Below are 18,365 nucleotides of genomic sequence, written 5' to 3'. Positions count from 1 at the left end.
GCGTCTTATGCGCGCTACTCTTCCTCGGTCCAGTCGATGCGTGCGCCCAGTGCCTGCAGGTTCTCGACGAAGCGCGGATGGGCGCGCCGGATCGGCGTGGCATTGCGGATCACCGAGCGGCCGGGAATGCTGGCCGCGAGCATCAGCAGCGCGATCGCCACGCGGATGATGTACGGGCTCTCGACCTCGGCCGGCGTCAGCGGCTTGCCGCCGAAGGTGACGACGCGGTGCGGGTCCGACAGGAAGACGTGGGCGCCGAACTTCGACACTTCCGAGGTCCAGCCCAGCGCACCGTCGTAGACCTTGTTCCAGAACATCGCGCTGCCTTCGGCCCTGACGCCGATGGCGATGAAGATCGGCAGCAGGTCCACCGGCACGTAGGGCCAGGGTGCGGCCTCGACCTTCTGCAGCATGTTGCGCGTGAAGGGCTCGCGCACGCGCAGCGGGCCGTCGGTCTTCGCGCGGGACCAGCCCTCGTGGTGCTCGATGGTCACGCCGAATTTCGCGAAGGTGCGGTCGAGCAGCGGGAACTGCCGCGGCACCGAGTTCTTCACCACCACGTCGCCGCCGGTGATCGCGCCGAGCGCGAGGAAGGTGACGATCTCGTGGAAGTCCTCGGCGAAGGTGTATTCGCCGCCGCGCAAGGCCTCGACGCCGGTGACCGTCACGCGCGAGGTGCCGCGGCCATCGATCTGCGCGCCGAGCATCACCAGAAAGTCGCACAGCTCCTGCACGTGCGGCTCGGAGGCGGCATTGGTCAGCGTCGACACGCCCTCGGCCAGCGTCGCGCAGAGCACGAAGTTCTCGCTCGTCGTCACCGACGCGTAGTCGAGCCAGTGGTCGTTGGCGCGCAGCCGGCCGGCACTGCGCACGGTGATCGAATCGGGCGCCCGAGCCACCTGGCCGCCGAAGCGCTCCATCACCTCGACGTGCGGATCGATCTCGCGCACGCCCAGCGTGCAGCCCTGCACGTCGTCCTCGATGCGCGCGACCTGGAAGCGCGCCAAGAGCGGCGGCACCAGCATGATCGACGAGCGCATCTCCTCCGGCAGCTTGTGCTGGCGCTCGTCGAACAGCGTGTCGCGGTGGTGCACCTTCAGCACGCGCGCGGCGTAGTCGACCTCGACCGCGCTGCCGATCGAGCGGAAGAACTCGAGGATCTTGCGCACATCGGTGATTTCGGTGATGCCGTGCAGCGTCACCGGCTCGCGGGTCAGCAGGGTCGCGCAGAGGATCGGAAGGACCGCGTTCTTGTTGGCGGAGGGGAGCACGCGGCCGGTGAGCGGCGTGCCGCCGTGGACGACGAGGTTGGACATCGGGGGGCTCGGGCGGGGGCGACGAAAGCCCAATTGTCGTCGCACCCCGCCAGCCGCCGCGTAACAGCACCCTGCTCGCGGCGCGCAGGCCCCGGTCCACAACTCACCCCAACGTGAACTCCTCCGCCGACAACACCGCCGACCCGCCCGCCACGCCGACGAGGTTCACCACCGCAAACAGCACGCTGTCCCCGGCCGTCCCGAAGGTCGGGTTGTAGAACAGCTGCCCGGTCGCCGTGTTGTTGTAGATCCCGATCGGGTCGAACTGGCCGCTGCCGTTGGCGGCGCCTTCGAAGTAGTAGGCGGCACCGAGCGTGCCGGTGTTGGTGCCCACCGTCGACAGCAGCGCGCTGAAGATGCTGTTCTCCAGCACCAGCTCGTCGTCGGTGCCTTCGCCGCCGGCGGCGGTGAAGTTGGCCTTGTCGATCAGGTCGACGTTGGTGAAGGCGTTCAGTGCGGTGTCGAAGTGGAAGCGGTCCTCGGCCGCGTCGTCGACGAAGGCCACGTTGTCGACCGCGCGCAGCGTGTCGTTGCCGACGCCGCCGTGGATCGCGTCGGCGCCGGTGCCGCCTTGCAGCGTGTCGTTGCCGCCATTGCCGTAGAGGGTGTCGTTGCCGGCCTGGCCCATCAGCACGTTGTTGCCCGCATTGCCGTGGATCGAATTGGCACCGGCGTGGCCGGTGCCGTTGATCGCGGCGACGCCGGTCAGCACCAGGTTCTCGATGTCGGGGTCGGCCAGCGTGTGGCTGATGCCGGCATAGACCCAGTCGGTTCCCCCGCCGGCCAACTCGCTGGCCACGTCGCCGGCGTTGTCGATGACGTAGAAGTCGTTGCCCGCGCCGCCGCTCATCGTGTCGGCGCCGGCGCCGCCGTCGATCCAGTTGCTGCCGGCATTGCCGGTGATGGTGTTGGCCAGCGCGTTGCCTGTGCCGTTGATGTTGCCGACGCCGGTCAGCGTCAGCTTCTCGACGTTGGCATCCAGCGTGTGCGTGACCGACGCGCTGACGCTGTCGGTGCCTTCGCCGGCCAGCTCGATGACGTTGTCGCCGGCCGCATCGACGACGTACTGGTCGTCGCCCGTGCCGCCGTGCAGGTTGTCGTTGCCGGTGCCGCCGTCCAGCGTGTCGTGGCCGCCTTCGCCGTAGATCGTGTCGTTGCCGCCCATGCCGCGCAGCACGTTGGCGCCGCTGCTGCCTTCGATCGTGTTGGCCAGCGAATTGCCGGTGCCGTCGATGCCGCCGGGCAGCACGTCGAAACCGCCGCCGGGCACCACGATGATCGCGGTGTTGAGCAGGTCCAGGTGCTCGACGTTGGCGCCGAGCGTGAAAGTGGCGGCGCGCGAGTACACCGTGTCGGTGCCGCCGCCCGCGGCTTCGCTGACGACGTCGGCCGCGACGTCGACGTAGTAGGTGTCGTTGCCGCCGGCGCCGGCCATCGTGTCGGCACCGGCCTTGCCGTCGATCACGTTGTTGGCGCTGTTGCCGTAGATCGTGTTGGCCAGGTCGTTGCCGGTGCCGTTGATCGGCGCGATGCCGATCAGGTCCAGGTGCTCGAAGTTGACGCCCAGCGTGTGGCTGACGGTCGAATTGACCCAGTCGATGCCGGTGCCGGCGCCGGCGAATTCGAGCAGCGCATCACCGGCGTTGTCGACAAAGTAGGTGTCGTTGCCGTTGCCGCCGGCCATCACGTCGGCACCGGCGCCGCCGTTCAGCGTGTTGTTGCCGCTGTTGCCGATCAGCTTGTTGACCAGGCCGTTGCCGGTGCCGTTGATGTTGGCGGCGCCGGTGAGGTACAGGTTCTCGATCGTGGCGCCGAGCGTGTAGCTGATCGTCGACTCGACGCGGTCGGTGCCGCTCGAGTCGGCGACCGTGTCGGCGATGTTGTCGACGATGAAGACGTCGTTGCCGGCGCCGCCGCTCATCTTGTCGCCGCCGGTGCCGCCGTCGAGAAGATCGTCCTGGATGTTGCCGTTCAGCGTGTCGTTGGCGCCGTGGCCGTAGAGCTCGTGGTCGTCGAGGGCGCTGGCATTCAAGACGTTGGCGTTGTTGTCGCCATGGATGATGATGGTCATGGGAGGATCTCCTTGAACAGCTGAGTGGGTTGACCGGGGTCCGGTCCCCGCCGGAAGGGCGGCGAGGGCGCCATTGCAGCGCCGGGTCCCCTTGCGCCGCGACGTGCGAAGTCGCACGACGCATTCACATCCCGCAGACGATGGCTGGACGATTGCGCCGCGGCCGGCGCCGCGGCCCCCTAAAGCGATCGGCCCCTGCGGACGGGCATGTCCGCAGGGGCCGATGGGAGGGGCGGCGTTCGGGAGATCAGCGCTACGGCACCTACGGCAAGGTGTGCTTGCGGTTGAAGATCGGATAGGCCGGAATCGCCGCCGGCCGCAGGCCTACGAATGGCGCCTGGCGGTGGTATTCAATGATGAAGTCGACCCAGGCGGTGGACTTCAGGAAGTCGATCACCTGGGGCTGCACCGGCGTCGCAACCTTCTGCAGGTAGTACGGCGAGCGCCAATCCCACAGCCCGCCGAGCAGCGGGTCGGGGCAGAGGATGTTCATCGCCAGCGTCGGCCGCGAGAAGTCCCAGATCGTCTCGGGCGCAATCCACGGGGTGGTCTTGGCGCCGTAGACCTTGATGCCGCCGAGCGCCGCCTGCAGCTGCGCGGCCGCGTCGGCCACGGCCGCGCTGCCGAGAAAGCTCCTCAGCTGCTCGGCCAGGCTGCACAGATCGGTCAGCTCGTCGGGTGCGTCCAGTTTCGGCGCGCCGACGGTGTCGTACTGCTGCGCCTTGACCAGCGCCGTGCGCACGCGGCTGACCACCGCCGGCCGCTGTTCGGGCGTCGCGCTGCTCAGCACGCCGACCAGCGCCTGCGCCAGCACGTCGATGCGGCCGGCGATCTGCGGCAGCCGCGACAGCGGCACCACGCCGCCGGTGGTCGGGTGGTGCGTCTTGCTCGCCAGCAGGTCGCGGTTGGCTTCCGCGAGCCACTGCGCGAACTGCTGCGTCGTCGCGCTGCCGGCGGTCTTCAGCTTGTTGAAGGCGTTCGGGTAGGTCTCGCCACTCGTGAAGAAGTTGTAGTTCATGTAACCGGTGGCGACATCGGCAAACGGCGCCACCGTGTGCAGCACTTCCACTGCCATGTTGAAGCAGTTGTTGAAATGGATCACCGCGAGCTTGCGGCCGGCGCCTTGCGCGTCCTTCAGCGCATGGCCCAGGCCCCAGGTCGACAGCGGCAGGTGGTTCACCGGCAGCAGCGGCGAGCCCATCGGCAACAAGGGTGAGCCCATCGGCAGCAGGGGCGAGCCCATCGGCAGCAGCGGCTCGCCCTGGCCTTCGGTGATCTTCCATTGCAGGCTGCCGTTCTGCGTCAGATTCGCAGTCGTCAGCTGGCTGATGTCGAGCTCGGGCAGGAAGCCGGCGCCATGGCCTTCGAGCGCGAAGACCATCGCCGTCTCCGGATGCAGCTGGCGCGCGCGGCGCAGGAAGCCGGCCAGCGTGCGCGGGGAGTGCATGTCCTGCTTCCAGCGCGAGGCGATCTGCATCGACAGCGGCTTGTTGGCCGGGATGTCGACCAGGTAGCTGTCATCGCCATGCAGGTCGATCAGCGCCGACACGTGCACGCCGCACTGGCTGACCTGCACCAGGTGCTGCACCAGCGGATGCTGCTGGATCGGCTGCGCGGTGCCGGACGGGTATTCGCTCAGCACCTCGTCGGTGCCGAAAGGGGCGTAGACCGCGAACGTGACGCCGACCGGCGCGGGGGTGCCGGGCAACGCCGGACTGCTGAAAGTGAGGTTGGGCATGGGGTGTCTCCAGTTAGGCGCCCCCTAGACGCCTTCGGCGTCGGCCCCCCGAGGGGGCATGTCGCCTTGGGGCGGCCCGGCGGCGACAGGGCGGCCACACTACGGCCGGACCGCGTTGCATTCACATGCACACTTTCGCGCCGCCCGCACGGACACCGTAGACGATCGCTGGATGATGGTCGAGTCTGCCGCTGCGCACCCCCCTAGCTTGCGTCGCCACCGCGTCGCGCGGCGCCGGGCCTTCTTCGAACCGGTGCTGACGACCGTGTTGGCCGCGCACAAGGCGGGCACGCTGGACGAGCTGCTGCGCAGCCGCCCGCTGCTCACGCGCTGGTTCGCGCGCCGCCTGCTGGCGCCGCTGCGGGCGGTGGCCGGTGATGTCTTCGGTGACGATCCGGCGCCGCAGCCGGCGGCCTGGATCGTGCTGCTGCGCGCCGCGCTGGCCGCATTGCGGCCCGATGGCGCGCCGGGCCTCGGCGGCATCAGCGAGCACGACTGGGTCGTGCGCACCGCCTGGCGTCCGCTGCTGGCCTTGATGTGCCACGCGGGCTTCGAGCCGGTGGCCGCCTTCCCGGATCGCTACCGGCCGCGCGGCGATGAACCGGCGGCCGAGCAGCTGTGCGGGCTGTGGGGCGTCGGCGGCAGCACCTTCTACCGCTATGTCGACAAGGGCCGGCGGCGCCTGGCGGAACAGCTCTTCGGCCCGCCGCCGCACGGCGACGCCGCGCTGGAGCGCGACCTGCGGCTGCAGCACGAGCTTCAAACGCTGCTGCCGGCCGACGGCGCCGCGCGCACCGCGTGGCAAATCCGCCAGGCCGCGGCGGCGCTGCGCTCGCACGCCGGCCGCGCCGCGTCAGCGCTGCAATCGCACGGCGCCCGCGCCGCGCTGTGGCACCTGCTGCACGCCGGCGACGTGCCCGGCTTCATCGCCTGCCTGCAGCGTTTTCGCATCGAGCTGGCGAGCGACACCGACACCGATGCGCTGCTGCAGCGCTTCGCCGCGCAGCCGCTCGAGCCGCGCATGCGCTTCGAGCTGTGCCTGGCGCGTGCCGCGCTGTGGCGCGTGCGCGGCGACGCGAGCGCCGAGCGCGCGGCCTGCGAGGAGGCGCTGCGCCTGGCGGCTGCGGCCGACGATGCGCTGATGCTCGGCATCGTCTACGGCGTGCTCGGCAAGGTCGACGAGGCGCGGGACCCGGACAGGGCGTTTGCGTGTTATCAGGACAGCGCCGAGTTCCTGCGCCGGGCTGGCCTGTCCGACGACCCGGCGGCGGCCGCGCCCCAGGTGCTGCAGGCCCATGTCGACACGCTGGTCAAGCTGGGCTGGCTGTACGTGCTGCGCAACGATCCGCGCTCGAAGGCCGTGCTCGACCGCGCCGAAGCGCTGCGCGAGCACATCCCGCAGGCGGCCGAGCAGATCGCGATGCTCGAGCAGGCCTGGGGCGAATACTGGCGCCGCAGCGGCGAGCTGCAGCGCGCGCTGGAGCACAAGCACCGCGCGCTGCAGGCCTACGAGCGGCTCGGTGACCGCGAGGCGGTGCTGAAGACCTGGGGCAACCTGGCGCTGATCTACGGCGACGCGAAGGACTTCGCGCGGGCGATCGACTACTCGCAGCGCGTGCTCGAGATGGCCGGCCGCTTCGCGGTCGAGCCGGAGACCGTCGCCGCGACGCACCTGAATGCCGGCGCCGCGTACTTCTGGCAGGGCAAGTACGAGCCGGCGATCGAGCACTACGCGCGCGCGCTCGAGATCGCGCAGGGCGCGGGCCTGCGCGTGCTCGTCGGCCGCGCGCACTACAACATGGCCGAGGCGTTCTACAAGCGCTTCCAGGCGCTCGACGATCCGGTCGACGAGCGCCTCGGCGATGCCCACATCGGCGCCGCGCTGGCCTGCTGGCCCGAGGGCGGCGATGCGGCGGCGATCGAGGCCACGCGGCGCCTGAAGCGCGAGATCCTCGGGCCGCGCGACGAGGCCTTCATCGACCGCATGCTGCCGGCCGAGCTGGCCGCGCACTTCGAGCAGATGTCGCAGGTGCAGCGGCATCGCGCGGCGCTGGCGGTGCCGCTGGAGCCGCTGGCGCAGATCGAGGCGCAGCTGGCGATCGCCCGCGCATACGTCGAGATGGCCGTGAAGGAGCGTGAGGCGGCGGTGCAGCTGCTCGACAAGCACGGCCTGCGCGAGCGCTTCGCGCCCGAGCTCGACCGGCTGCGCGATGTCTTCGAGCGCCAGTTGAGCCGCGAACAGCGGCTGAGTGCGCAGTGGCGAAGCGCGTCGACCGACCTGGTCGCGTGGTCCAGCGGCGAGGAGCTGTTGAAGCGGCTGCTGGCGGCCGGCTCGGTCAACAAGAGCGCCTATGCGCAGCTGTGCGGTGTCGGCCTCGCGACGGCGTCGAAACACCTCGGCAAGCTGGCGGCGCGCGGGCTGCTGGCGCAGGTCGGCAAGGGGCCGAGCACGCGCTACGTGCTGCCGGCCGAGTCGCCCTGACTTCGCGCCGGCGCGAGCTCAGACCCGCACCGGCCGGTCCGGCAGCTCGTTGACATCGGCGGCGCCCCGGGCGAGCGGAAACTGCCGCAGCAGCGGGGCTTCGACCGCATCGATCGCCTGCATCAGCCCGGCTTCGAACTGCCCCGCGTGGAAGGCCGCGGCCATGCGCTCGGCCAGTTGCTGCCAGTGCGCCGGCGGCACGACGCGGTTCAGGCCGCGGTCGGCGACGACCTCGATCGCATGCTCGGCCAGCAGCAGGTAGATCAGCACGCCGTTGTTGAACTCGGTGTCCCAGACGCCGAGCTCGCCGAACAGCGCGACGGCACGCTCGCGCACGCTGGCGCCGCGCCACAGCTCGGCCAGCGGCAGCCCGGCCTCGATGCAGACGCGGATCTCGCCGCTGTGGCGGCCCTCGCTGGCCGCGATGCGCTGCTGCAGCCGGTCGAGCGCGGCCTCGTCGAGCAGCCGGCGCGCATCACGCTCATCGAAGCAGCGGTGCCTCAGCAGGCGCCACCAGCGCGCGGGCATCGGCATCGGCTTCATCGCTCACCAGCGGCCGGACGCGCCGCCGCCGCCGAAATCACCGCCGCCGCCGGACGAGAAACCACCGCCGCCGCCGGAGAAACCACCGCCCCAGCCGCCGCCACCCCCACCGCCCCAGATGATGGGCGGCGCGGCGCCGCCGAACACGCCGCCGCGCCGGCCGCGCCCGCCGATGCCGCCCATGCCGCCGCCGCCACCAAACACGCCGACCATCAGCAGCGCGACCACCGCGGCGCCGATCGCCATCACGATGCCGCCGCCGATCAGCCAGGCCAGCGCGCCGGCACCCCCGGCGGTCAGCAGCGCGCCGAAGCGGCGGCCAACGACGCGGCTCAACATGCCGCCGACGATCGGCACGCCGGCGAAGAAGAACAGGCCGAGCGCGCCGAAGTCGAGCCCGCTGCCGCGCGCGCCGCGCTCTTCACGCGGCGGCGCGGGCGCCGGCAGCGCCTCGCCGCGGATGCGCGCGATCAGCGCGTCAATGCCCGCGTGCAGCCCGCCGGCGAAGTCCCCGCTGCGCAGCGCCGGCACCATCTGGCGCTCGATGATCTGGCGCGCCGCCAGGTCCGGCACCGCGCCCTCGAGCGCCTTGGCCGGCGCGATGCGCACCTGGCGGTCGTTCTTCGCGATCACGATCAGCAGCCCGTCGCCGACCTCGCGGCGGCCGATCTTCCATTGCTCGCCGACCCGCTGCGCGTAACTCACGATGTCCTCGGGTGCCGTGGTCGGCACCATCAGCACGACGATCTGCGGGCCGGCATCGCGCTCGAAAGCGGCGAGCTTGGCCTCCAGCGCCGCGTGCTGCGCTTCGGTCAGCGTCGCGGTGCTGTCGATCACGCGCGCCGTCAGCGGCGGTACCGGCTGCTGGGCGGCGCAGGGCAGCGCCAGCAGCGACAACAACAACGCCAGCACGGCGAGCATGGGTGATGCGCTCCGCCGCCGGCTTCAGCGCGAGGCCGCCGGCGCCGGCGGCTTCGGATTCGGGTTCGTGAAGTCGACCGTCGGCGGCACGCTGATCTGCGCCTCGTTGGCCACCGTGAAGCTCGGTTTGGGCGCATAGCCGAACATCTTGCCGGTCAGGTTGGTCGGGAAGCTGCGTGCCAGCACGTTGAAGGCCGCCACCGCCTGGATGTAGCGGTTGCGCGCGACGGCGATGCGGTTCTCGGTGCCCTCGAGCTGCACGCGCAGGTCCTGGAAGCCCTGGTTGGCCTTCAGGTTCGGATAGTTCTCGGTCACCACCAGCAACCGGCTCAACGCGCTCGACAGCTCGCCCTGCGCGGCCTGGAAGCGCTGGAACGCGGCCGGATCGTTGATCAGTTCCGGCGTCGCCTGGATCGACGTCGCCTTGGCGCGCGCCTCGACCACGCGGGTCAGCGTTTCCTGCTCGAAGTTCGCCTCGCCCTTGACCGTGGCGACCAGGTTCGGCACCAGGTCGGCGCGGCGCTGGTACTGGTTCAGCACCTCGGCCCATGCGGCACGCACCTGTTCATCGAGGCGCTGGAACTCGTTGTAGCCGCAGCCGGACAGGACGGCGGCGAGCAGCAGCACCGGCAGGAGCCGCCACGGGTGAAAACGACGAAGCATGGGCGACTCCCGCGCTGCAAGGACGTGAACGTCGTGCAGCAAGCGGCGTGCCCCGTGCGACTCTCAACAATCGGGTTGATGGCCGCGCTGCCCTCGAATGCCAAATTCGCAAGGCGGCGTGGGGCCGATGAGAGGGGTGAGCGTTGAGAGTGCTGACCTGGAACATTCAATGGGGGAGGGGGGCCGATGGCCGGGTCGATCTGGACCGCGTCGTCGGTGAGATCGAGTGCCTCGGAACGCCCGAGATCATCTGCCTGCAGGAAGTCGCGGACGGTTTCTCGGCCACCGAGCTCGCCGGCTGCGACGGCCGGGATCAGTTCGCGGCATTGGCGCGCCGGCTGCCGCGGCACCGTGCCGTGGCCGGCGTGGCCACCGACATGGCCGCCTCGGCGCGGCGCCGCCGCCGTTTCGGCAACATGATCCTGACGCGCCTGCCGATCGAATCGGTGCGGCGGCACCTGCTGCCATGGCCCGCCGACCCGGCCGTGCGCAGCATGCAGCGAATGGCGCTGGAGGTGATCATCGACACGGCCATCGGGCCGCTGCGCGTGATGACCACGCACCTCGAGTACTACTCGGCGCGCCAACGGGCCGCTCAAGTCGAGTGTTTGCGCGCGCTGCACGCCGACGCGGCAGACCACGCGCGACGCGCGCGCCCGCGCTCGGGATCAGGCGGTCCTTACGACGCCGCGATCGGCGCCACGGCTGCGATCCTGACCGGCGACTTCAATTGCGGCCCCCGCTCGCCCGAGCGCACCCGGCTCGTGGCGCCATTCGACGACGCTACGCCGTCATGGCGCGATGCGTGGGAAGCGGCCTGCCCGGCCGTCGAGCATCCGCTGACCGCCGGGGTGCACGACCGGGTGCAGTGGAACGACCAGCCGCAGTCCTTCGACACCGTCTTCGTCACCGAAGACCTGGCCGGCAGGGTGCGCGCGGTGGCGGTCGATGCGGCGTGCATCGCATCCGACCACCAGCCGCTGATCGTCGACCTGGAAATGCACGCTTGATCCGGCGCTCAGGACACCTGCTCGAACCGGCGCTTGCACTTCGACGACACGGCCGTCGCCATCTGCTCCACCGCGACCGCCTGGCTGGAGCCGCGGTAGGCGGCGGGCGGCGATGCAGCCGCCGCCCGGACGGGCGCGCGGGCGCCGCGTGAGGCCGGGGCGAGCGCCCTTTCGCGCGGCCAGCCTGCGATGCGGTAGCCGCGGCGTCCGCCGGAACCACCGTCGGCGCTCAGGGCGCGCTTGGCCTCGAGGCGCTTGAGCGCGTCCGTGTCGCCGGCCATCGAGAACGTCACGTGCTCGCCGTGCTCGCCGGCCAGCGGATCGAAGAAGCCGATGTAGCCGCCGGGATTGATGCCGAAGGACGGCAGCGTTTCTCCATCACGCGCAATGCCGAGAAAGTCGTTGCGGCTGCCCACCTCGGTGGTCGGCGTGAAATACAGCGGCAGCACGAAATTCGACACCTCGACGCCGTCGATCGTGTACGCCTCGCCCTGCACGGCATCGGACATCTCGTACCAATGAAAGACGGTGCGGTCCTCGCTCGGATGCGGTCCCGCGACCAGCAGGTTGACCAGCGGATCGGCGATCAGCTCCAGCGCCTCGTGCGAAAGCGTCGTGGTCCAGGCCTCGTTGAGGGCCTGTTCGAGGTCCGTGAACACGAAGCCGTACGGAATGCCGCGGGCGTTCGCGTCGTGATAGCCCAGCGCCCCCGGCACGTCGACCTTGTCCCAGACGTAGAGGACCGCGTCCCCGCGCATGTCCGGCAGGTTCAGCTTGTCGGGTGAATTCTTGCTCTTGCCTTCGAGGCGCAGCGTGGCGCCCAGGCTCCAGTAGGGCTCGAAGTCCTCGCGAATCTGCCGGTTCACCGCGCGAACCACGCGCTGCAATTCGGCGTCAGCGATGCGCTTCGACATGTTGACGATCGTGATGATCATGGGGACTCCCTTGCTCGTTGCAGCGCTGCCCGGGGCCGGATTGCCAGGGGCGCGAGGAATTGTGTGGCGCGCTGCGCGGCGCGTGATCCTCACGTCTGTGGAGGCGCGACAGCAGCGGCGGGACGGCGGCTGAGCGAGCCGGCCCGCTAGCATCGGCCCAGGATGAAACCCCCACGCTCACTTCGTTCGCTGCCCCCACGGATCCGAAGGATCCCTTGCGGGATCCCTGGGGCGCGTCACCGCCTTCGGGCGGCCGGGCGGCACTGACATGTCCACCGCCCACGCCCCGCGCACCGATCCGCCGCGTTTCGCCGCCACCAAGATCCAGGCCGCGCGCCCACGTGCGCGCCGCATCGAACGGCCGGCGCTCGATGCCGCGCTGCTCGACGCCGCGCTGACGCGCCGGATCGTGCTGCTGAACGCGCCGGCCGGCTACGGCAAGACGACGGCGCTGGCCTCGCTGGCCGCGGCGCTGCCCGCCGGCACGGCGCTGGCGTGGGTGTCGCTGGATGCCGGGGACGACGCGGCGCGGCTGTTCGCCTGCCTGGCCGCCGCGCTCGAGCCCTTCGACCTGCCGTGGCGCACGCTGCCCGAGGCCCTGGTGCCGCACGTCAGCGCCGGCGACGACGGTGCGCGGCGCGCGCTCGACGAGCTGGTCACCGCGATGGCGCATGCCGACGTCGCGCATGGCGTGATCGTGGTGGAGGACCTGCACCGCGTCGCCGACCGCGCGCTGGTCGCGCTCGGCGACCAGCTGATCGAGCGGCTGCCGCGCAACTGGACGCTGGTGCTGTCGAGCCGCGAGCTGCCGGCGCTGTCGCTCGCGCGCTGGCGCGCCGCCGACGAGCTGGCCGAGTTCGATACCGCGGCGCTGCGCTTCAGCAGCGACGAGGCGGGCGCGCTGATCGCCGCCGAAGGCCTGGCCGCGGCGGGCGCGAATGCCACGGCGCTGATCGAGCGCACGCAGGGCTGGCCGGCCGGCCTGCGGCTGACGCTGGTGGCGCTGAAGTCGCGGCCGGGGCTGGCCGCCGCCGGTGCGCTGACCGAGCGCTACCTGTTCGACTACCTGACCAGCGAGGTGCTCGACGCGCTGCCGGCGCCGCTGCACGACTTCCTGCTGCGCTGCGCCGTGCTGCCCGAGCTCACCGCGGCCCGGGCGGCGGCCGTCAGCGGCGCCTGGAACGCCGCCGACCTGCTCGACGACATCGAGCGCCGCGGCCTCTTCGTCACCACGCTGGCGACCGCCGAACGCACGCTGGTGCTGCATGACCTGTTCCGCACCGCGCTCGAGGCGCGGCTCGAGCGCCGCCTGCCCGGCGAGCTGAATCCGCTGCTGCACCGCGCTGCCGCGTCCGAGCCCGACCCGGCGCGGCGCATCGGCTACCTGCTGCGCGCCGGCGACTGGTCCGGCGCCGAGGCGGCGCTCGATGCCGCCGCGCCGGAGCTCTTCGTCGGCGGCGGCGTTGGCGAGGTGCAGCGGCTGATCGAGCAGTTCGATGCCGGCTGGCGCGCCGCATCGGCCCGGCTCGAACGCCTGGCCGGCACGGTGGCGCTGCTGCGCTGGGACTGGCCGGCGATGGAGCGCCACTTCGCCGCCGCGCTGGCGCACGCGGCGGCGCAGGACCAGCAAGCCGAGCGCCAGCATGCGCAGGCGCTGCTGCCGATGGCGCTGTACGCGATGGACCGCAACGCCGAGGCCGAGCGGCTGATTGCCGGGCTGCACGCCGAGCCGCTGGCGCCGCACACCCGTCGCCTGCTGCTGATGGCCGATGCGACGCAGCACTTCCGGCGCGGCCAGCTGCATGCGTTGCCGGCGCTGTACCAGGAGGTGGTCGAGTCGCTGCAGCGCGGCGCGAGCCTGTTCGAATGGTGGGAATGCGTGCCGGCGCCGAACTGGAGCACGCTGCCCGGCATGCGCCAGTGGTTCGAGCGTTATGTCGACGGCGCGCTCGCGCGCATCGGCAGCCGGCCGCTGCCGATGCGCGGCGAAGTGATCGCGCAGCGCGCCTTCGTGCGCCTGTGGGCCGGCCGCATCGACGAGGCCCGCGCCGACATCGTGCAAGCCGAGGCCGATCTGCGCTGGCTCGCCTGCTCCGGCGAGATGGAGATCGCGATCACGCTGTTCCGGCTGATCGAGTGCGCGATCTGCGGCCGCGCCGACGAGCTGGGCCGGCGCCTGGATGCGATGCTGGCGCGCGAGTCCGGCGCCGCTCCGGAACGGCTGCGGCTGTGGCAGCACCAGGTCGCCGTCTACGGCGTGCGCATGAACCATACGCTCGGCGCCGGGCCCGAGGTGATCGCGCACTGGGCCGCATTCCTGAAGGAAGACCCGCTGCGCAGCACGCAGTACCAGAACCCGCGCGCGATCGCCGTGCGCGCGCGTCACGCGGCGGCCAGCGGCCGCTGGCGCGCCGCCGCCGACGGCCTGCAGACCTTGCTGCCCAAGCTGCACGAGATGGACGTGATGGCCCATCACGTCGAGCTGCGCCTGCGTTGTGCCGAAGCCTGGGTGCACTGCGGCGAGCCCGACCTCGCCGCGCAGGCGGTGGGCCCGGCGCTCGAACGCATGCAACGCGACGGTGACCTCGGCCACGCCTGGATGGCCGGCGCGGCGGCGCTGCGCACGCTGGCCGACACCGCCTGGGGCGCGCGCCTGCCGGCGGCGCAGCAGCTGCTGCTGCAGACCGCCGCGTCGACCGCCGCGGACCTGCGCGACGGGTCCGCAGACGCGCCGATCGAGCGCGCGCCCGCCGCGTCCGCCGAGCCGGCCGCGGGCGACGCGACTCCAGCGGCGGATAGCGTGGCCACCGCGGACGCCGGGCTGACCTCGCGCGAGGCCGAGGTGCTGGCGCTGATCGCCACCGGCACCAGCAACAAGCTGATCGCGCGGGCGCTCGACATCAGCCCGCACACCGTCAAGCGCCACGTCGCCAACGTGCTCGACAAGCTCGGGCTGCAGTCGCGCGGCCAGGCCGCGGCCTGGTATCTGCGCGGCGCCTGAGACGCCGCGCCCGCGGTCGCCCCATAGCCCCTCTGGCCCCTATAGCCGACCGCCGGCCGCGCCGGCCGTGCGTAGTGCACGCCCAGGGCGACGGCGTGGTGCACGAACCATTGCGTCGGTAACGTTTCGCAATTGCGCTGCGCCAGATCGGCGCACCCCCCTACCATCGCCGCCGTCGGCGCACCCGCGCCTGCTTTCATTGGTCAGCTGTTCGAGAGCCGCTACATGATTCAGATTCCCCGATTGCTCGGTCCGGTGTTGCTTGCGCTGGGCCTGATCGGCCCGGTTGCCGCGGCGGGGCCGCCGGCAGATGTGGTGCCGCACGTCAACAAGGGAGTCTTCCCGGTGGTCGCGCTGGCCGAACGCCAGGTCGGCGGCCAGCGCGCGATCGACGCGCTGGGCAGCCGGCTGGGCGAGGTCGCGACCTACTACGGCAAGTCGGCCGACGAGTTCAAGGCGATGCTGCTGCGCGACAGGCGCCTGCGCCTCGACCAGCGCGGCCGCGCCTTCTTCATCGAAGAGATCGACACGCCGCTGCCGGCCAGCCCCGCGCCGCTGCCGACCTCCGGCCTGCTCGACGGCACGCTCGCACCGCTGGACCAGACCTTCCTGCTGCACAGCCGCGCCGGCGCCAAGCGCACGATCTACCTGAACTTCCGCGGCGCGACGCTGACCGGAACGGTGTGGAACACCAACGGCACCATCAATGCGCAGGCCTTCGACATGGATGGCCAGCCGGGCACTTTCTCGACCGCCGAGCTGCAGCGCATCCAGTACATCTGGCAGCGCGTGTCCGAGGACTTCGCCGCGTTCGATGTCGACGTCACGACCGAGCCGCCGAGCCCGGACCGCATCACGCGCAGCAACTCCTCCGACGACATCTTCGGCACCACCGTGCTGATCACGCACCGCACCGGCGTCTACAGCTGCGGCTGTGGCGGCGTCGCCTACCTCGGCATCTACGACGACACGAGCGACTACTACAAGCCCGCGCTGGTGTTCTATGACGCGCTCGGCGCCGGCGAGAAGAACGTCGCCGAGGCGATCTCGCACGAGGCCGGCCACAACATGGGCCTGGGCCACGACGGTACCGCGACCGCCGGCTACTACTCGGGCCACGGCAGCGGCGCGACCGGCTGGGCGCCGATCATGGGCGTCGGCTACTACCAGGCGCTGGTGCAGTGGAGCAAGGGCGAGTACAGCGGCGCCAGCAACCCGCAGGACGACTACGTCGTGATGCAGTCCAACGGCCTGCCGCTGCGCATCGACGACCACGGCAGCACCCACGCGACGGCGACCGCGCTCAACGCCACCAGCAACGCCGGCATCAGCAGCGCCGCCGCCGAGGGCGTGATCGAGCGGCCGACCGATGTCGACGTGTTCTCGTTCAGCGCGGGGGCCGGTCCGGCCACGCTGACGCTGACCCCGGCGGTGCGCTCGGCCAACCTCGACGCCTTGCTGACGCTGCGGGACGGCGCCAACAACGTGCTGGCGACGGCCAACCCGGTCGACACACTGACCGCCGGCATCACCGTCACGCTGCCGGCCAACGGCACCTACTACCTGTCGGTGCAGGGCACCGGCAAGGCCGGCACGACCGGTTATCCGGCCTACGGCAGCATCGGCCAGTACGCGCTCACCGTGAGCTTCACGACCGCCGTCAACCAGGCGCCGGTGGCAGTGATCAGCACCTCGGCCGTGCGCGGCCCGGCCCCGTTCACGGTCAACTTCTCCGGCACCGGCTCCAGCGATCCGGACGGCAGCATCGTCGCCTACGGCTGGACCTTCGGCGACGGGGCGTCGGCCAGCGGCAGCACTGCGACGCACCTGTACAGCAACCCCGGCAGCTACAACGCGCAGTTGACCGTCACCGACGCGCTCGGCCTGAGCTCGGTGAGTGCCGTGACGATCACCGTCGATCCGGCGAGCGGAACCGGGAAGACGATGCGCGTCTCCGACATCGCCATGAGCCTGGCAATCGGCGTCGGCGGCGCGGCTTCGGGCGTCGCGGCGGTCAAGGTGGTCGATGGCAACGGCCTGCCGCTGGTCGGCGCGACGGTCAACGGTGCCTGGAGCGGCCTGGTCACGCGGCCGTCGGTGGTGCTGAGCACCAACAGCACCGGCGTTGCGCGCTTCCTGTCGCCCAGCGTCCGCGGCAGCGGCGTGTTCACCTTCACCGTCAACAGCGTCACCCGCAACACCTACACCTACATGCCGCAGAACAACACCGAGACCAGCGACTCGATCGCGCGGCCCTGAGCGTTCCTCTCACGCCGGCGCAGCAGCGGCCACGTTGCGCGCCGGCGTGCGCATCAGCACCCACTCCTCGGCGATCGTCGGGTGGACCGCGACGGTGCGGTCGAAATCGGCCTTCGTGGCAGCGGCCTGCAGCGCGACGGCGAGGCTCTGCACGATCTCCGGTGCATCGGCGCCGAGCATGTGCAGGCCGAGCACGCGGTCGTCGGCCGCATCGACCAGCAGCTTCATGTAGCAGCGCTCGGTGCCGCCGACGAAGGCCGTGCGCATCGGGCGGAAGTCGGCCTCGAAGACGTCCAGCGTGTGGCCCTGCGCGATCGCCTGCAGCTCGGTCGGGCCGACGCTGGCGATCGGCGGCAGCATGAACACCGCGGTGGCCACGCGCTCGAGCCCCAGCGCCGCATCGCCGTCGGCGAACAAGGCGTCGGCCAGCGTGCGGCCTTCGGCGATCGCCACCGGCGTCAGGTTGTGGCGCGCCGTCAGGTCGCCGATCGCATAGACGCCGGCGGCCTGCGTGTGGCCGCGCGCATCGACCGGCACCGCGTGGCGCGCATCGGCGACGATGCCCACACTGTCGAGGCCCAGGCCGGCGCTGTTCGGCCGCCGCCCGGTGGCATTGAGCACCCAGCGGCGCTGCAGCGCCTGGCCGTTCGGCAACTGCAGCGACCAGCGGCCGCTGGTGTCGTGCGTCAGCGACAGCGGCGCCAGGCCCGGCATCAGCGTGACGCCGGCCGCCTCCAGCGCCTCGGCCGCGCGCGTGCGCAGGCTCTCGTCGAAGCCGCGCAGCGGCAGGCGGTCGCGGTACAGCAGCGTCACCTCGACGCCCAGGCGCGCCAGCATGCTGGCGAACTCGACCGCGATGTAGCCGGCGCCGACCACCGCGGCCTGCGCCGGCAGCGCCTCGAGGTCGAGCAGCTCGTCGGACGTCGGGCAGCCGGCGATGCCGGGGATGCTGTCGCGCACCGGCGATGCGCCGGTCGCCAGCAGGATGTGCGGCGCGCGCAGCCGGCGCGGGCCGATCTGCACGCAGCCCGGGCCGTCGAGCCGCGCCGCGCCTTCGATGAAGGTGACGCCGCTGGTCGACAGCAGCTCGCGGTAGATGCCTTCGAGCCGCTGCAGCTCGCGCGCTTTCGCGGCCTGCCACGCCGCCATGTCGAAGCTGGCGCGTTCAGGCAGCTGCCAGCCGTAACCGGCGGCCTCGCGCAGCGTGTCGCCGATCTGGGCCGCGTACATCAGCAGCTTCTTCGGCACGCAGCCGCGCAGCACGCAGGTGCCGCCGACGCGCACCGCCTCGATCAGCGCGACGCGCGCGCCGTGGTGCGCCGCGCGGCGCGCGCAGGCCACGCCGCCGGAGCCGCCGCCGATGACGATCAGGTCGAAGGTGTCGTTCACGCTGCAGGCTCCCCTTTTGGCACGATGGGCCCGATCG

General features: G+C 71.4%; 12 protein-coding genes. 4 read left to right on the top strand and 8 right to left on the bottom strand.

Annotated elements, in window-relative coordinates:
* Positions 1 to 14: 14 nt before the first annotated feature.
* The 3 genes from HLB44_RS00155 to HLB44_RS00145 all read right to left on the bottom strand — a co-directional run bounded on the left by HLB44_RS00155 (position 15) and on the right by HLB44_RS00145 (position 5,125).
* On the bottom strand, positions 15 to 1,316 hold the full coding sequence (locus HLB44_RS00155; RefSeq protein ID WP_173119390.1) for a UDP-N-acetylglucosamine 1-carboxyvinyltransferase: 1,302 nt from the start codon (positions 1,314 to 1,316) through the stop codon (positions 15 to 17).
* A 103-nt stretch (positions 1,317 to 1,419) separates the two neighbouring features.
* Positions 1,420 to 3,387 carry a beta strand repeat-containing protein gene (locus HLB44_RS00150; protein WP_173119388.1) on the bottom strand — a complete coding sequence of 656 codons (1,968 nt, stop codon included), beginning with the start codon at positions 3,385 to 3,387 and terminating at the stop codon, positions 1,420 to 1,422.
* Between the two features lie 262 nt (positions 3,388 to 3,649).
* A complete protein-coding gene (locus tag HLB44_RS00145; RefSeq protein WP_173119386.1) occupies positions 3,650 to 5,125 on the bottom strand; it encodes a hypothetical protein in 1,476 nt (491 codons plus the stop codon).
* Positions 5,126 to 5,333: 208 nt separating this feature from the next.
* Here HLB44_RS00145 and HLB44_RS00140 point away from each other — a divergent pair, with 208 nt between their 5' ends.
* Positions 5,334 to 7,607 (top strand): tetratricopeptide repeat protein, encoded by a 2,274-nt coding sequence (locus tag HLB44_RS00140; protein ID WP_173119383.1) that lies wholly within the window; start codon positions 5,334 to 5,336, stop codon positions 7,605 to 7,607.
* 18 nt (positions 7,608 to 7,625) lie between these two features.
* On the opposite strand, the gene HLB44_RS00135 is transcribed toward HLB44_RS00140, so the two are convergent.
* The 3 genes from HLB44_RS00135 to HLB44_RS00125 are packed head-to-tail and all read right to left on the bottom strand — an operon-like array spanning position 7,626 to position 9,734.
* Positions 7,626 to 8,150 (bottom strand): TPM domain-containing protein, encoded by a 525-nt coding sequence (locus tag HLB44_RS00135; protein ID WP_246311994.1) that lies wholly within the window; start codon positions 8,148 to 8,150, stop codon positions 7,626 to 7,628.
* A gap of 3 nt (positions 8,151 to 8,153) precedes the next feature.
* Positions 8,154 to 9,071 (bottom strand): TPM domain-containing protein, encoded by a 918-nt coding sequence (locus HLB44_RS00130; RefSeq protein ID WP_173119381.1) that lies wholly within the window; start codon positions 9,069 to 9,071, stop codon positions 8,154 to 8,156.
* A 24-nt stretch (positions 9,072 to 9,095) separates the two neighbouring features.
* The gene (locus HLB44_RS00125; protein WP_173119379.1) at positions 9,096 to 9,734 is read right to left on the bottom strand and encodes a LemA family protein; all 639 of its coding nucleotides are present in this window, start codon (positions 9,732 to 9,734) and stop codon (positions 9,096 to 9,098) included.
* A 149-nt stretch (positions 9,735 to 9,883) separates the two neighbouring features.
* On the opposite strand from HLB44_RS00125, the gene HLB44_RS00120 reads away from it, so the two are divergent.
* Positions 9,884 to 10,744, top strand: coding sequence for an endonuclease/exonuclease/phosphatase family protein (locus HLB44_RS00120; RefSeq protein WP_343051227.1), 861 nt, complete (start codon positions 9,884 to 9,886; stop codon positions 10,742 to 10,744).
* 8 nt (positions 10,745 to 10,752) lie between these two features.
* Here HLB44_RS00120 and HLB44_RS00115 read toward each other — a convergent pair whose 3' ends face one another.
* Entirely contained in the window at positions 10,753 to 11,679 is a 927-nt protein-coding gene (locus HLB44_RS00115; protein ID WP_173119375.1) for a hypothetical protein, read from the bottom strand.
* Positions 11,680 to 11,947: 268 nt separating this feature from the next.
* On the opposite strand from HLB44_RS00115, the gene HLB44_RS00110 reads away from it, so the two are divergent.
* Both HLB44_RS00110 and HLB44_RS00105 read left to right on the top strand, forming a co-directional pair.
* Positions 11,948 to 14,680, top strand: a complete 2,733-nt coding sequence (locus tag HLB44_RS00110; RefSeq protein WP_173119373.1) for a helix-turn-helix transcriptional regulator — start codon at positions 11,948 to 11,950, stop codon at positions 14,678 to 14,680.
* 225 nt (positions 14,681 to 14,905) lie between these two features.
* On the top strand, positions 14,906 to 16,939 hold the full coding sequence (locus HLB44_RS00105; RefSeq protein ID WP_173119371.1) for a PKD domain-containing protein: 2,034 nt from the start codon (positions 14,906 to 14,908) through the stop codon (positions 16,937 to 16,939).
* A 9-nt stretch (positions 16,940 to 16,948) separates the two neighbouring features.
* On the opposite strand, the gene gorA is transcribed toward HLB44_RS00105, so the two are convergent.
* Positions 16,949 to 18,328: a glutathione-disulfide reductase gene (gene gorA, locus HLB44_RS00100; protein WP_173119369.1), complete on the bottom strand. Its 1,380-nt coding sequence runs from the start codon at positions 18,326 to 18,328 to the stop codon at positions 16,949 to 16,951.
* Positions 18,329 to 18,365: the final 37 nt, after the last annotated feature.

Source organism: Pseudaquabacterium terrae (assembly GCF_013266755.1).
GTDB lineage: Bacteria > Pseudomonadota > Gammaproteobacteria > Burkholderiales > Burkholderiaceae_C > Pseudaquabacterium > Pseudaquabacterium terrae.
This window is presented reverse-complemented; position numbering and strand designations above follow the sequence as displayed.